14 protein-coding genes and 1 pseudogene are annotated in these 14,157 nt (G+C 49.1%); 8 read left to right on the top strand and 7 right to left on the bottom strand.

The features are described 5' to 3' along the window. Window positions 1-596 precede the first annotated feature (596 nt). Window positions 597-776: an Rdx family protein gene (locus LBQ00_08530; protein ID MDR2018891.1), complete on the bottom strand. Its 180-nt coding sequence runs from the start codon at window positions 774-776 to the stop codon at window positions 597-599. A 609-nt stretch (window positions 777-1,385) separates the two neighbouring features. On the opposite strand from LBQ00_08530, the gene LBQ00_08535 reads away from it, so the two are divergent. Next, entirely contained in the window at window positions 1,386-2,717 is a 1,332-nt protein-coding gene (locus tag LBQ00_08535) for a DUF4082 domain-containing protein (GenBank protein MDR2018892.1), read from the top strand. A gap of 104 nt (window positions 2,718-2,821) precedes the next feature. On the opposite strand, the pseudogene LBQ00_08540 reads toward LBQ00_08535, so the two are convergent. Then, window positions 2,822-3,410: pseudogene (locus tag LBQ00_08540) on the bottom strand (IS5 family transposase). A gap of 73 nt (window positions 3,411-3,483) precedes the next feature. Between LBQ00_08540 and LBQ00_08545 the strand changes: the two are divergent. Further along, complete coding sequence (locus LBQ00_08545; protein ID MDR2018893.1) at window positions 3,484-3,603, top strand: hypothetical protein; 120 nt, start codon at window positions 3,484-3,486, stop codon at window positions 3,601-3,603. A gap of 774 nt (window positions 3,604-4,377) precedes the next feature. On the opposite strand, the gene fbaA is transcribed toward LBQ00_08545, so the two are convergent. Together fbaA and pgi are read right to left on the bottom strand one after the other, a co-directional pair. After that, window positions 4,378-5,400: a class II fructose-bisphosphate aldolase gene (fbaA, locus tag LBQ00_08550; protein MDR2018894.1), complete on the bottom strand. Its 1,023-nt coding sequence runs from the start codon at window positions 5,398-5,400 to the stop codon at window positions 4,378-4,380. Between the two features lie 187 nt (window positions 5,401-5,587). Continuing rightward, window positions 5,588-7,318, bottom strand: coding sequence for a glucose-6-phosphate isomerase (pgi, locus tag LBQ00_08555; protein MDR2018895.1), 1,731 nt, complete (start codon window positions 7,316-7,318; stop codon window positions 5,588-5,590). A gap of 119 nt (window positions 7,319-7,437) precedes the next feature. Here pgi and LBQ00_08560 point away from each other — a divergent pair, with 119 nt between their 5' ends. Next, window positions 7,438-7,806 (top strand): DUF4870 domain-containing protein, encoded by a 369-nt coding sequence (locus LBQ00_08560; protein MDR2018896.1) that lies wholly within the window; start codon window positions 7,438-7,440, stop codon window positions 7,804-7,806. 15 nt (window positions 7,807-7,821) lie between these two features. Beyond that, window positions 7,822-8,118, top strand: coding sequence for a hypothetical protein (locus LBQ00_08565; GenBank protein MDR2018897.1), 297 nt, complete (start codon window positions 7,822-7,824; stop codon window positions 8,116-8,118). A gap of 388 nt (window positions 8,119-8,506) precedes the next feature. On the opposite strand, the gene LBQ00_08570 is transcribed toward LBQ00_08565, so the two are convergent. The 3 genes from LBQ00_08570 to LBQ00_08580 form a co-directional block, all read right to left on the bottom strand. Next, window positions 8,507-9,412 carry a phosphoribosylaminoimidazolesuccinocarboxamide synthase gene (locus LBQ00_08570; protein ID MDR2018898.1) on the bottom strand — a complete coding sequence of 302 codons (906 nt, stop codon included), beginning with the start codon at window positions 9,410-9,412 and terminating at the stop codon, window positions 8,507-8,509. Between the two features lie 14 nt (window positions 9,413-9,426). Next, window positions 9,427-9,591, bottom strand: a complete 165-nt coding sequence (locus LBQ00_08575) for a rubredoxin (protein MDR2018899.1) — start codon at window positions 9,589-9,591, stop codon at window positions 9,427-9,429. A gap of 101 nt (window positions 9,592-9,692) precedes the next feature. Continuing rightward, the gene (locus tag LBQ00_08580; GenBank protein MDR2018900.1) at window positions 9,693-10,238 is read right to left on the bottom strand and encodes a flavin reductase family protein; all 546 of its coding nucleotides are present in this window, start codon (window positions 10,236-10,238) and stop codon (window positions 9,693-9,695) included. Between the two features lie 876 nt (window positions 10,239-11,114). Here LBQ00_08580 and ruvX point away from each other — a divergent pair. The 4 genes from ruvX to LBQ00_08600 are packed head-to-tail and all read left to right on the top strand — an operon-like array spanning window position 11,115 to window position 14,121. Next, complete coding sequence (gene ruvX / locus LBQ00_08585) at window positions 11,115-11,531, top strand: Holliday junction resolvase RuvX (GenBank protein ID MDR2018901.1); 417 nt, start codon at window positions 11,115-11,117, stop codon at window positions 11,529-11,531. Further along, window positions 11,512-12,510, top strand: a complete 999-nt coding sequence (mltG, locus tag LBQ00_08590; GenBank protein MDR2018902.1) for an endolytic transglycosylase MltG — start codon at window positions 11,512-11,514, stop codon at window positions 12,508-12,510. The genes ruvX and mltG overlap by 20 nt, the downstream gene beginning before the upstream one ends. A gap of 14 nt (window positions 12,511-12,524) precedes the next feature. Beyond that, window positions 12,525-13,706, top strand: coding sequence for an acetyl-CoA acetyltransferase (locus LBQ00_08595; protein MDR2018903.1), 1,182 nt, complete (start codon window positions 12,525-12,527; stop codon window positions 13,704-13,706). A 4-nt stretch (window positions 13,707-13,710) separates the two neighbouring features. Beyond that, window positions 13,711-14,121 (top strand): Zn-ribbon domain-containing OB-fold protein, encoded by a 411-nt coding sequence (locus LBQ00_08600; GenBank protein ID MDR2018904.1) that lies wholly within the window; start codon window positions 13,711-13,713, stop codon window positions 14,119-14,121. Window positions 14,122-14,157: the final 36 nt, after the last annotated feature.

Here is a 14,157-nt window from a genome sequence, read left to right on the forward strand (position 1 = left end):
GAAAATTGTTGGATGATACTATGGCACAGAAGTCTTGAACCTTGCGTCAGCATCTGGTATTCGCTCTTGGTTTGCTGAAGATGGTTATAGTATATGTTAAATTAAAATGGTTTAAAGACCAATCTCAAACACGACCCCGTAGACAACAGCCATGGAGGCTATTGTCAGGGCAAAACCTTTAGAGGCCATCTCGCCTGGCCTCCCCATCAAAGCTCAAGGCCAGTTGCACACCCGAGGAACGGAGCAGAGAAACCAACCAAGCCGACGACGGCGACTTCCTTTAGCATGGTTCTCATTGCGTGCGGATGAAGTTCGGCTCCGGCCGGAAAGGTGAGCAGAGCTACACCCGTGGAAGCAAAAAACGGAGCCTTTAGCAGGTTAAAGTCAAAGGAGTGTCAGCTTTCTGATCCAGACCGCCATAACGGTGACTCCATCGCTGCGGCACGCCCGATATAGGCAGGAACCATCGGCTATTTCAAGCGGTTTACGGGAACCCCATCTCCGATGCATCGCGCAAATATATGTTCACAGCGTCCTGTCAATATTGGCAGACCTCTTTAGAAAAGCGCGGCTGTTCCGGTGAAATGGGCCTGGGGTCAGCCCTTCTTCTCCTTGATCAACCTGGCTACTTCTCCTTCGTGGGGAAACCGTTGTCCTTCAGTATCCTTCTTAGAGAAGATCAACTTATCATCGCATGTTATATCGAAAATACCTGCTTTCCCCTCCTTGAGCTCAATCTTCGAATCGGGGTAGTTCGCTTTCAACTCCGCCTCCACCCTGGAAGCGAAAGGGAGAAAGTTTCAGGCACCGCAGTATTCAATGAATATTTTCATTACGCCTCCTTATAAGCAATAACTGGTTATACTTTCCTTGTCAATCCGTTCCTTGGTTCATTTTATAACAAAACCGCGCCGGTTTCAACTCATTGAAAGCCCTATCCACGATAAGGTGAAGAAATTAACCTACATACCTACTTTTTATACGTATGGATATTACTTCAGTCAGTAGACCGGGAAAACCATGCCTCTTGGCATAAATTCCTTTACATGTGCATTCGTGGACATCTACAAAGTAAGCCTATTATGGCATCTTTTTTGCTCTATTTTTTTATAGATAAAGAATTTATTACCCCAAGGGCGGATATTTTTGTGTAAAATTATCCATGCAGTCGGGCTTTGCGGTCTTATCTCTTCATGGCTTTACTTTAAGGTTAAAGGTGTCCGACGCCGATACTTTGATAAGTGGCTGCGGAACGGTTAAGACGTTAGGGGCCTAGGATACATAATAAACTTGTTCTATCAGACTTAACTGACATGGATCGGAACAAGGTGTTGTTTATGCGTGCGTATTTTCTATGTCCCAGATCATAAAGTGAGGAGGAGTACATGAACCATCATACACTGCGAAGGACACGTAAAGTTTTTTTTCGGTCCCTTATTGCTGCAGCATGGTGTTTTTTCTTTGCGGCATCAGTGTTCTTCTATGGAAGCGCTAACGCCGCCCAAGTCAACTTGGCATGGGATGGTTCGAGCGGCGCTGCTGGATATAACATTTACTACGGAACGGAGGCGACCAATACTTATAGCACAATTAAGGATGTGGGGAATGTAACAACTTGTTCTCTGTCCCTTGAAGACAGAAAAACATACTACATAGCTGCTACAGCATACGACTCCGCCGGAAAAGAAAGTAATCTTTCAAACGAGGTAATCTACCCGCCCCCGATCTGCACATCCACGCTTTCCCCGACAAGCGCATCTGTGGCCGCCTCGGGACCATCGGGAGGCAGTGTGTCAGTGATGACCCAGAGCGACTGCTCATGGTCGGTCTCCTCGACGGGAGCCAACTGGATAACTATCACGTCAGGAGCCAACGGAGGAATGGGCAATGGAACGGTGGAATATAATGTGGCTGCAAATACTGGGGGGGAGAGAACGGCGTCATTGACGATTGCGGGCAAAACCTTCACTATCTCCCAGAGTGCCCAGAACGGCTCTTACACCATCACCGCATCTGCAGGAATAGGAGGTTCAATCTCTCCGTCTGGCAGCGTAAGCGTCTCAAGCGGAGGCAGCCAAACCTTCACGTTTACCCCGAACAGCGGTTTCAGAGTAAGCAACGTGACCGTTGACGACACATCAGTAGGTGCGGTGAACTCCTATACATTTAACAACGTTACTGCCGCCGGCCATACCATTGCGGCGTCATTTGCTGTCATTCCGCCGACTTCCTATTCTTCCATCTGGCCCAGCCCTGTATCTCCACAGACAGTCAACCCCTGGCCTAGCCCTGTGGAACTTGGCGTAAAATTCCGCTCTGACATAGCGGGATATATTCACGGAATCAGGTTCCACAAGGCGAGAACAAATACAGGAACCCATGTGGGTCATCTTTGGACAAGCAACGGAACGCGCCTTGCAACAGCCACTTTTACAAACGAGACCGCCTCAGGGTGGCAGCAGGTGAATTTTTCTACCCCTGTAGCGATCTCCGCAAATACGATCTATGTCGCTTCCTATCATACGACAAAAGGCAACTATAGTTATGACATGAATTATTTCGCGAACAAAGGTGCAGACAACGCACCTTTACATGCTCTTCGGAACGGTGTGTTGGGAGCTAACGGAGTATATACCTACGGCCCTGCAGGCAGTTTCCCCACGTACACGTGGAACAGTACCAACTACTGGGTCGATGTGGTCTTCACTGCGAACTGAGAATCATCCATACAAATAAATCATGGTACCCGGCCGGATTCAAGAGGCGTCTCCGGCCGGGTACCATGATTAACAAAATTTAGATTGTGTCGCCAATAGTTAAGCTAGGCCCCATTAACATAAAGCAAGGCATCAACGGTCAATGCCAGTAAAACAAATGCAGCAAACATAACATCTAACTTATCATACCGTGTGAACACTCGCCGGAAGCGTTTAATTCTACGGAATAGACGCTCCTACCTGATTGTGCTTCTTGTAGAGTTCTTCATTGTACTTATTCGGTTTCTCTTTGGCGGAACAACGGGCAGGTAACCCAAGGATTTAGCCGGATACCGTTTCATATGCACGATCCATCAAAAGAAAAGTTTCTTCTGAAACTGCACCAAGAGCGGTGCATCTCCTGAAAGTGAAAATGCTACGGCGTTCCTATCAGATGCGGCAACCATATGAATTTTTGTGTTCCAGCCGCCACGTGTTTTTCCAATAGGCTGGGGTCCAGTTTTTTTAAAGCACCCATTCCATCTGGATGTACTTTGGAATCAAGAGACACAATAGATACGTTAATCTCAATAATCCCTAGTTCCTGAAGCAATCGAAAAGCCTTCTGCAGAATATTGTTCTTTGCCCATCAAGCAAGCCGAGTATAGATTGTATGCTTCCGTATTCTTTTGGCAGTCCACTCCATTTACACCCATTACTCAAAGGACTAAACACCTATAGACCTAATAATAGAGGCTCCTTCGAGCCGATATCAGATGTGAAGATTATGGCCGCGGGAGCCGAACATTCTCTTGCACTGACAAGCGATGGCAAAGGGTGGGCCTGGGGATTTAATGATTGCGGTCAACTTGGCGGGAACCGCACCGGCGTCGGGGACTGTATGTAAGATGACCATAATGGGACCACAATAGTTCTACCCTCGTGCAGGTGTTGGACAGAGAGAGGATGGGGGCTATGTGTTGTAGCGAAAGGTGATGTTGCTATGGCGAATATTACGGAAAATAAGGATACAAATAGACATACCCAAAGAAAATGGCGGTGTTGCAATTAACAAAAGAGGTCTTGATAAAGCATATTTTATTATTAGGTAAAGTAACCATTGCTGATAGTAAAATAGCGATATTTATTCTGTCATACGTCTAATAAAGCGCAACTTCCCTCAGGACTGGAATTCCAGCTCTGAGGGAAGTTGCGTATGATAGTAAGTAAAGCATAGCCGTCTTTGCCGTTCTTGACTGATACCGGGATTGTGCCGACTTCCGTGAAAGTGATGAGGATTTTGTCTTTTCCCTTCCCCTGTGGAATGATCATACTGACTGATCCTGAGCCCACCAGTTTATGTCAATGAACCTCCCGTCGCAAGCGGCGTGGTATCCCGGGGTTTACGACTGACTATTAGGAAGCGCCCCAAGGGGAGGGGAATTGGACCGTAGATTAAAAAGTATAGTTCTCTTTGCCTGGAGGAGCGGATTGAACCGTATGGGGCATCCTTTTTTCATCGCTTAAACGCACCGCTATTGGCGTCAAAGATGGCTTTGTAATATGTGAGAATTGTCCCCCCGATCCGCTAGTGCAAGGCGATAGATACAGTCGCGCTCGTCATCGCTGTAAAACTGGCGCTCTTGATTGATGAAGGTATTCGGCACGCTCATCATATAAATCACTTCATTATTGTCGTATCCAAACCCCTGAGTTCGCTCACCGCCCGCCTGACTCGCTCCGCCATAGCCGTCTCAGCGAGGGTCATATAAACGCGGGGGTCATAAACTTTCTTGTCGCCCACTTCGCCGTCCACCTTGAGGACACCGCAGTAGTTCTTGAACAAATGATCTGTAACGGCGCGGGTAAAGGCATACTGGGTGTCCGTGTCGATATTCATCTTTACCACGCCGTAATCAATGGCATCCCCAATGTCCTGCGCCGATGATCCGGAACCGCCGTGAAACACGAGAAAGAATCGGGACTGCTCGCCGTACTGTTTTATCACCGCCTCTTGGCATTCTTTCAGGATGGAAGGCCTCAGATGAACATGTCCCGGTGCGTAGACTCCGTGAACATTACCGAAAGTGGCGGCCAGCAGGTATGGCGCCCCTATCGGATTAAGCCGCCGCGCCACCTCTAGGGTATCCTCGGGCGTCGTATAGAGCTTGGCGGCAGCGCTCGCCTTTACCCCATCTTCTTCGCCGCCTACCACTCCCGCCTCGATCTCGAGAATCAGATCGCTCTTCGCAAACCGATGAAGGAGCTTCACTGCAATATCGAGATTTTCGTGAAGAGGGAGGTTGCTCCCGTCGAACATGTGGCTGTTGAAGAGGTTCCGTTTACCTTGGGCGCGCCGTTTCTCGGTCTCTTCCACCAGAGGAATCACGAATTTGTCCAGTTTGTCCGCCGTGCAGTGGTCCGTGTGGAGCGCGACATAGACCGGGTACCGGTCCGCAACGCGGTGGATGTGTTCGGCAATTGAGATGGCGCCTAGGACCATATCCTTGACGGAAGAACCCGAGGCAAAGGAGCCGCCCCCTGTGGAAATCTGGATAATCCCGTCGCTCCTGCTATCCGCGAGACCTTTTAAGACCGCATTGGCCGTGGCAAGGGACGTCACGTTGATAGCGGGATAGGCGAAACGGTTCTTCTTTGCCCTGTCAATCATCTCGCAATAAATCTTATAGTCGGCTACCGGCATCTTATCCTCCTTTCAGTAAAAAATCAGTGTAATGCCTATCGGCCAAGTGCAGGGTCAGAGGCACGATCAAAAAGAAACAGACGCACTGCCTTACACTGCCTCAAAAAAGAGACTGAAATTTACCCCTTACAGACCGCGCCAAGGAGAGGGAGGCTTACGTGCCTGCGCCGTTACCCAAAGTGAGGTCTCATCCTTGCGGGCCATTGTCACCACGAGGGTCCTTCTGCTGTGCGGACAGTCTACCGGGATGGTATGCTCTTTGAGCGAGATAGCGGCGGATCAAGGCGTTTGTGGAACTGTCATGGGTAAGCGCAGGCTCCACCTCACCCTCAAGCTCCGGGATAATACACTGGGCAAGGGCTTTCCCCAACTCCACTCCCCATTGGTCGAAGGAATTGATGCGCCATATGGAGCCCTGCACAAAGACGGCGTGTTCGTACAAGGCGACAAGTTTCCCAAGTGTCCCGGGCGTGAGCTGCTCCGCGAGGATCGTGTTGGAGGGACGGTTTCCTTCAAAAACCCGTTGCGACACAAGCCATTCCGGCGTACCCTCGGCCCTCACCTGGTCAGTAGTCTTACCGAAAGCCAGTGCCTCGCTCTGGGCAAAGAAATTGGCAAGAAGCATGTCGTGATGTCTGCCAAGGGGATTGAGAGACCGGCTGAAGGCGATAAAGTCACAGGGGATAAGTCTGGTTCCCTGGTGGATCAGTTGATAAAAAGAGTGTTGACCGTTGGTCCCCGGCTCGCCCCAGTAAATCGGGCCTGTCTGGTAAGCGATTTTCTTTCCGTCAAAGGTGACATGTTTGCCGTTACTTTCCATGGTTAACTGTTGCAGGTAGGCCGGGAATCGTTTCAAATACTGATCGTAGGGCAAGACCGCCACGGTTTCTGCACCAAAAAAATTGTTGTACCAAACGCCCAGCAGGCCCATGAGCACGGGCAGATTGCGCTCAAACGGGCATGTCCTGAAATGCTCATCCATCTCGTGGAAGCCATCAAGCATGGCCCGGAAGTTGCCTGGACCGACGGCAAGCATCGTGGACAGGCCGATGGCGGAGGTTATGGAGTAACGTCCCCCGACCCAGTCCCAGAAACCAAACATGTTGGCCGTATCAATGCCGAAGTCCGCTACTGCCTGTACATTAGTCGACACCGCCACAAAATGCCTGGCTACCGACTTTTCGTCATTGCCTAAGGCAGCCACCAACCATTTCCGTGCTGTTCGCGCATTGGTCATGGTTTCCAGCGTCGTGAAAGTCTTTGAGGAGATGATAAAGAGGGTCTCCGCCGGATCAAGATTGTGGATTGCCTCCGCGAAGTCAGTGTCGTCGATGTTGGAAACAAACCTGAACGTCATTATGCGGTCGCTATAATGTTTAAGCGCCTCGTAGGCCATGACAGGTCCGAGATCAGACCCTCCGATGCCGATGTTGATGACGTTACGGATCGGCTTTCCAGTATGGCCTTTCCACAACCCCCTTCTCACCCTGAGAGAGAAATCGGCCATCTTGTCGAGTATTTCGTGTACCTCAGGCACCACGTTCCTGCCGTCTAAGAGGATCGACGCATCCTTGGGAGCACGGAGCGCCACATGGAGCACGGCCCGCTGCTCGGAAGCGTTGATCCTCTCCCCGTTAAACATTGCTTCAATACGCGCACGGAGCCTCGATTCCTCTGCAAGTTGAAAGAGAAGCCTCAAAGTCTCGTCGGTAATGCGGTTCTTGGAGTAATCAAGATAGATCCCCACCGCCTCCGCCGTCATCCTGCCTCCCCGCTCCGGATCGTCAGCGAAAAGATCGCGAAGATGCGTCTTCTCTATCTCCTTGTAATGCTTTTCGAGGGCTTTCCATGCCGACCCATGATCTGCGGGCATGTTCCGATTCTCTGCCCTTCCATCGTCCACAAAGCTATTGCTCATATATTACCATAATATCCGAAATACGCCCTGTCAACCCAAACTTACATATTTTATATTGACAGGACAGATAATTTTGCTTACCCTTCTCAACACGAGATTCAAAAAAACGGAGGAAAGGGATGGAAGAAAAGGAGATGCAGCAGGAGACATCGCTTGGGATGGATCAAAGTTTTGAGGCGCTTCTTTCCTATAGTTTCGGCTGGGCGACAGGTATCATCTTTCTTGTCATGGAGAAAAACAACGAATTCGTCCGGTTTCACGCCATGCAGTCGGTCTTTGCATTTGTGGGATTGACCGTCATGATGATTGTCCTGTTTCTGATCCCCCACCATGTGGGACTTCTCATCGCAGCATGTCTGTGGTTCGTGGGAGTTGCACTCTGGGCTGTTCTCATGTGGAAGGCTTACAAAGGAGAATGGTTCGGGTTGCCTCTGATCGGTAACTTCGCGCGTAATTTCTCGAAGAAGAGTTCAGTGGTATTGAAGTAGACGGAGTTACATCACGTGTTCGTGTTAGGTGATAAAACACTCATATGCCTGTGGACTTTGTCGGGCTTGATTGCCTTCACCCTCATTGCGTATATGATCATCACCATAGCCAGAGTCATCAAAAATATGAGAAAACCGCACGATATCGCCGAAGTTTTATATCCCGGAAATCAGGCCCGTCAGTCCAATTTCAGAGACAAGGTCGCCTCCGATCTTCTTCGCCGTAATGCAGATCTCAAATGGGAGTCCCGCGAATTCAAGGTCCTTTATCAGCAGGAAATGGACAGGCTTTTCAAGGAATATCGGGAGTAAGCCTTCCTCCTGCCCTCCAAGCTAACACCGTGTTGTCTCCCGCCCATGTCACTTTCAGGTACTCGTCAAAGATGGTCAAGAGAAAACCGCAAGTACACACAGGACGGCTCTTTCGTTTACTCCATTCCAACCAGACCTCCAGCTCGGCCAAGTGAGAAAAATTAGATGTAGCCTTAATCAGCCGACATATATTTCGCTACCCCTGAAGACACCTTCATCATCCTCGGCAGCAAGGTTACCCCATCCGTGACTGTATACGGCACAATTGCAGCTCTCAATATCATGAAATGGGCTTCATCAAACATGTATAAATCAAAGCGTAACCGCCTCTCACATGGCAAGAACGCACCCATGGTTTAACCAGACAGCGTCCTTGGGGAAGATTTCATTATGAGCCAACAGGCTTCTCCAGACCTTTGCCCGTCAGTATTTCCAGTATCTCCGTGTATCTCTTTCTGGTTTTTTCAGTTACGTCCGCAGGTAGTTCCGGGCCCGGATACTGTTTATTCCAGTCCAGAGTATTCAGGTAGTCACGAACGATCTGCTTATCATAGCTGTCCTGCTCCTGGCCTGGCTTGTAGCTTCTTGCCGACCAGAACCTTGATGAGTCAGGCGTCAGCGCCTCGTCTATCAGTATAATTTCTCCGTCAAGCAGACCGAACTCAAACTTCGTGTCGGCGACGATGATTCCCCTTGTCTCAGCGACAGCGGATGCTCTTTCGTATATCCCGATACTTATGTCCCTCAACTTGACAGCAAGGTCCCCTCCTACCATGACGGCCATCTCCTCAAATGAGATATTCATGTCATGGCCTTGTTCAGCCTTCGTAGTAGGCGTAAAAATGGGCTTTTCAAGTTTTGATGATTCAAGGAGGCCTGCCGGCAGCGTTATGCCGCACACTTTGCCGGACTCCTGATAGTCCTTCCATCCGGAGCCTGCGAGATAACCCCTCACTACGCACTCAACAGGAAAAGGCTTCGCCTTCCTGACAATCATGCTCCTGCCGCCCAAGATATTGCTGTATTTTCTCAGTTTATCGGGAAAACGCTCCGCAACGACTTCAATCAGATGGTTTTTTATCATACCCTCCATCTCGCGAAACCAGAAGACGGAAAGCTGTGTCAGTACTTTGCCTTTATCATCAATTCCTGTAGGAAGGACCACGTCAAAGGCCGACAGTCTATCGGTGGCTACGATGAGGAGAGAGTCTTCGAGATCGTAGATGTCTCTCACCTTGCCTCTTTTCGGAGTACCTATATCCACTAAATCAGTCTGTAACAACGCTTTTCCCATGATATTCCCTCTCGTTATATTTTTTCGAATTCCGATTTCGGGACGCCGCATATAGGACCAACCCAAGTATCGGAAACCTTGCCGAAGAGTGTGTCTGACGCGATACCGTTGGCAGAGGATTCGTCTGCAGCAGGGTCACACACATAACCCTCTCCTTCAGACTCAAATCTGACATTCATCCTCTTTTTTATTGTACGTATGGGGGGAATGTCAGATAAGGTTTGGGTTTAAGACGCTAACCACTATATATTGAGGTACGATGGGACTTTCATCGCTTCATTCATAATTTATTTTTCCCTCCATCCGTTTCTTTTGATTCTTCCGGGGCCAAGTATGTGGGGGCGGTCTTCGGTGATTTCCCTCCCTTGACCGCACGATAATAGGCATAAGTCATGGGCTCGGATCCATTCAGCATCTCACAATCCACCACCTTCCCGATGAAAATGGTGTGCGTCCCCACATCGGTTTCGCTTATTACCTCACACTCCATATAACTCACTGAATTTTCTATAATCACCGGGACCCCGGTGGAGCCCGTTTTAAAACCCGTCTCCTTGAACTTGTCCACATCTCTTCCCGACCTGAAACCAAAAAGGCCTATGAAAATCATGGGCGCTTCTTTCGAAACAACCGATATGCTGAACATCTTGCTCTCTCGGATGAATTCGTGGGTCAAATTTTGCTTATTTATACTAACCGCCACGGTTGGCGGCTCCGACGTAATCTGAAACACGGTATTTGCAATCTGACCGTTTAATTTGTCGCCCTTTTTAGAACTTATTATATATACACCATAGCTTATCTGCTGAATCGCCCTAGTATCCATTCTGCCACGCCTCCTCCTTAAGGATTTTCCGCCTGCCAGTGTATCCGTTGCAGATGCAGAAGTTTATTATTTTAACTTTTTATCGGGTCTTTTTCCATGGAAATCGGCAAGACATGCAAGCATAATTTCTCAATAATTTTGCTCTCTATCTTAAGTTTTCCCCGTCCTTCTCCCAGTCTCAATTTTGGAGTTTCTGCCTATAAAATCGAATGATGAGGTGAAATGATTGATAACCCGGTACTAGCGTCCCTCGTCTATAGCGCTATGGAACAAAAATTGGCAGCCTTTGCCATGCCATTGAGCCTCGCAGGCAACGAAATACCGGTATCTTTTTGTGGTATCCTTTGTTGAACCGGCAGCGAACACGTTCGTATTGGTAAAGCTGTACCACCGGTAAAGCAACAACCCATTGATATTCTCGTCACAGCGACAACCGATCCAATGTCACCGGCCAAGGAGTCTCCCGGTTTTCAAATCACCTGCATGGCGTACTCTGGTATATTGGGGCACGCATTGAAAAAGGCGGCCTAACATACGAGTCATAATAGTGGAGATACCGGTATGTCCCTCCACCCCAAAACAATCAATTTCCTTTTGCCACTCGCAGATATGTATAACAGAACTCTGTTATTAGCGCCAGATTCCATCATAGGGATGGTAAGTCAATTATACCCCAGGCGTAAGGCGCATGACATGCCGTAATAGACCCAGCCCTTCTGTGCGATAGACGAAACGAGAGAGAGTTCATAGTTAAATCAATGTAAAAGGGATACCGGGATAGATGCCAGGAATAAAGAAGAGAAAAGGAGGTGGAGGGGGGCGAGCGGAGCGAATATATTTGAATCTTGGAAGGCAAAACTGCTATAATACTGCAAAATGCGTATCTTATGTCTTGATGTGGGCGACAGGAGGATAGGAGTTGCTTTGTCGGATCCCACGCACACTCTGGCACAGACGCTAAAGGTGTACACTAAGGTCAATTTACGCGAAGACCTTGAGGTTTTCAAAAAGATTGTGGCCGAACATGAAGTCGGAAAGATCGTCGTGGGTTTGCCCAAGGATCTGAGCGGAGCGATAGGCAAGAGAGCTCAATCGGTAACGCAGTTTGCCAAGGAACTGGAACGACATACCGGAACCCCAGTAGCGCTGTGGGATGAAAGGTTCAGCACGAACGAAGCGGGCAGGATCTTCGAAATGGCCGAGGTAAGCCACAAAAAAAGGAAGCCTTTTATCGATATGATGGCAGCCCAGATTATATTACAGGGATATCTTGATGCTCAAAAGACAGGGTAAATACATAATCGCCGCTACGTTGCTCGTTTTGATTTTTACCCAGTCGGCGATCCATGCCAGTATTCCAAAAATCTCCGGGCCTGAGCGGGTCGAGTTTGTCGTGAAACAAGGAACGAGTCTTACCGGCATCGCCCATCAACTTGCCGGAGAGGGCATAATACGCCTTCCCTATCTGTTTGTCGGCTTATCCCTGTTCTATAAAGGAAAGCTGATCGCTGGCGAATATGATCTCACGCGGGACATGGGTATGCTTGAAATCCTGAAAAAGATGGCTCATGGCGAGAGGAATATATATACCCTGAAAATAGTGGAAGGAAATAATGTTTACAATCTGGCGGGGTCTATTGAGAAATCGCGCATCATGAAGGGGGAAGATTTCCTGAAACTCACGAAAGACGGGGCTTTTCTTAAAGGGCTAGGGATTGAGGCCGACTCCCTGGAAGGGTACCTTGCCCCCGATACCTATTACTACAGCAAAGAGATTGATGTTGATAAGCTCCTCGAGAAAATAGCGCAGAGAACACTCAGTTTTTTTGCACGAAAAGACATAAGAAAAAGAATGGAGGAAATGCGCCTGACCGTCCACGAAACACTTATCCTGGCGTCAATGATCGAGAGAGAAGCCAAACAGAGAGACGAGAAATTCCTCATCTCGGCCGTCTTTCATAACAGGCTGAAAAAAGGTATGTCTCTTGATTGTGATCCCACGGTCCTCTATGGCGGAGCATATGACGGTCCCATAAGAAAGTCCGACCTTTTGACTTACACGCCATACAATACCTATGCATTCAAGGGCCTGCCCAAGGGACCCATATGCAACTCTGATCGAAGCTCAATCACGGCAGCCCTTTATCCGGCAGCCGTCGACTATCTTTATTTTGTATCAAAAAATGATGGAACTCACGCCTTTTCGAGAGATATGAAAGACCACAATCGTTTCGTAGCAATGTATCAACGGAATAAGCATACAAAAAAATGAATTAAGGAGGAGTTATGGCAAAAGATGTTGCGGTTATCGGCGTAGGCCAAAGTAGCTTCGTCAGGGGCTATCCGGGTTCAATCAGGGAACTCGCCTTTGAAGCCTTCAAGGAAGCAGCCCTCGACGCTGGCATCACCCAGAAAGATATCGGGGCTTCCGTATTCTGTTCAGCCCCTGAGTATGACAAGCAGAGATCACCTGCTGGTGTTCTTGCCGAGTACTTAGGACTTATTCCCCAGCCGACATTCTATGTAGAAACCGTCTGCTCATCAAGCAGCACCGGTGTAAAAGTAGCATACAGCATGATCAAGGCCGGCCTCCATGACATGGTCGCGGTGGTTGGGTTCCAGAAGATGTCGGAGATTACCTCCGCAGAGTCACAGGAACGAATGGGAAGAGGCGCCGACATCCAGTGGGAAGCCCCGTTCGGCACCATGATGCCCGCTTACTACGCTCTTTATGCCAGGGCATATATGGCGAAGAACGGCCTCACACATGAAGATCTTATGGGCGTTAGATTGAAATCCGCATCATACGGCACAGTCAACGAAAGAGCAGTATATCGCAAAGGCGTGAAGGCAGAGGATTTTGATGCCACCAACCCAGATGCGAAGATGGCGGGTCCCGTGGCATGGCCCCTGAGGGTCGGCGATGCGTGTGCAAACGCTGACGGCAGTTCCTGCATCATTCTCGCAAATGCTGAAAAAGCCAAAGCGTTCACCAAGAAACCTGTCTGGATCATGGGTATCGGCGCGGCCTCCGAGGCTGTCAACATGGCGGCAAGGCCCGATTTCTCGAAAGGTCTGAGCGTTGGTTACGCTGCTGCCGCAGAGGCTTACAAGATGGCCGGCATCACCTCAAAAGACATCAAGGTAGCAGAAGTTCACGACTGCTTCACCATCGCGGAAATTATGGCGTATGAAGGCTTGGGATTTGCCAAGATGGGCGAAGGAAAAGAACTTATCAGGGCCAAAGAGACCTATAAAGAAGGCAAAATACCGGTCAACGTCGATGGCGGGCTTCTCTCAAAGGGCCATCCCATCGGAGCAACCGGCGGTTCGCAGATGCGTACCATCGTGCTCCAGCTCAGAGACGAGGCAGGCCCGATGCAGGTCCCCAATAACCCTGACATCGGTCTCGTACACAACGTCGGCGGCGTAGGCCTCTACGGCAGCGTCACAATATTCGGGAGGTGATTCCATGGGATTCGAAAAATTCGGAAGAAGAAGCTTCACAGCAATGACGAAAACGGCAAAATTTGTTGATCTCCTCGCTGAGGGAAAAATCAACGGCACAGTATGTAAAAAGTGTGGTGCGAAGTTCTTCCCGCCCAGGGCCGATTGTTCCTCATGCTTTTCCGCTGAAATGGACTGGTTTGAGATGCCCACGAAAGGTAAACTCGAGACTTTTACGACTGCGTACTATGCACCCTTCGGTTTCGAAGCAGATCCTCCCTATACCATGGGAGTAGTAAACTTCGGTGACATAAAACTTTTTGCAAGGCTTGCCAAGGATATTCCCATTGATGATATCGTGGCCGGCATGGACGTAAGTATCCGTACCTTGACATATGACGACGGGCAACTGTCTTTCGAAATCATAAAGGCATAACCCGTGCCCAGTTGATGGAAAAAGGCGGGGGGCATA

The sequence above is a fragment of the Syntrophobacterales bacterium genome, assembly GCA_031274925.1.
Lineage (GTDB): Bacteria > Desulfobacterota > Syntrophorhabdia > Syntrophorhabdales > Syntrophorhabdaceae > PNOM01.

Bases quoted from the DNA above. Each gene is read 5' to 3' on its own strand.
- LBQ00_08560 (MDR2018896.1), top strand. From the start codon at position 7,438: ATGGAAGAAAAGGAGATGCAGCAGGAGACATCGCTTGGGATGGATCAA.
- LBQ00_08580 (MDR2018900.1), bottom strand. From the start codon at position 10,238: ATGGATACTAGGGCGATTCAGCAGATAAGCTATGGTGTATATATAATA.
- mltG (MDR2018902.1), top strand. From the start codon at position 11,512: ATGCTCAAAAGACAGGGTAAATACATAATCGCCGCTACGTTGCTCGTT.
- LBQ00_08535 (MDR2018892.1), top strand. From the start codon at position 1,386: ATGAACCATCATACACTGCGAAGGACACGTAAAGTTTTTTTTCGGTCC.
- LBQ00_08595 (MDR2018903.1), top strand. From the start codon at position 12,525: ATGGCAAAAGATGTTGCGGTTATCGGCGTAGGCCAAAGTAGCTTCGTC.
- pgi (MDR2018895.1), bottom strand. From the start codon at position 7,318: ATGAGCAATAGCTTTGTGGACGATGGAAGGGCAGAGAATCGGAACATG.
- fbaA (MDR2018894.1), bottom strand. From the start codon at position 5,400: ATGCCGGTAGCCGACTATAAGATTTATTGCGAGATGATTGACAGGGCA.
- LBQ00_08575 (MDR2018899.1), bottom strand. From the start codon at position 9,591: ATGAATGTCAGATTTGAGTCTGAAGGAGAGGGTTATGTGTGTGACCCT.
- LBQ00_08545 (MDR2018893.1), top strand. From the start codon at position 3,484: ATGGCCGCGGGAGCCGAACATTCTCTTGCACTGACAAGCGATGGCAAA.
- LBQ00_08570 (MDR2018898.1), bottom strand. From the start codon at position 9,412: ATGGGAAAAGCGTTGTTACAGACTGATTTAGTGGATATAGGTACTCCG.
- LBQ00_08600 (MDR2018904.1), top strand. From the start codon at position 13,711: ATGGGATTCGAAAAATTCGGAAGAAGAAGCTTCACAGCAATGACGAAA.
- ruvX (MDR2018901.1), top strand. From the start codon at position 11,115: ATGCGTATCTTATGTCTTGATGTGGGCGACAGGAGGATAGGAGTTGCT.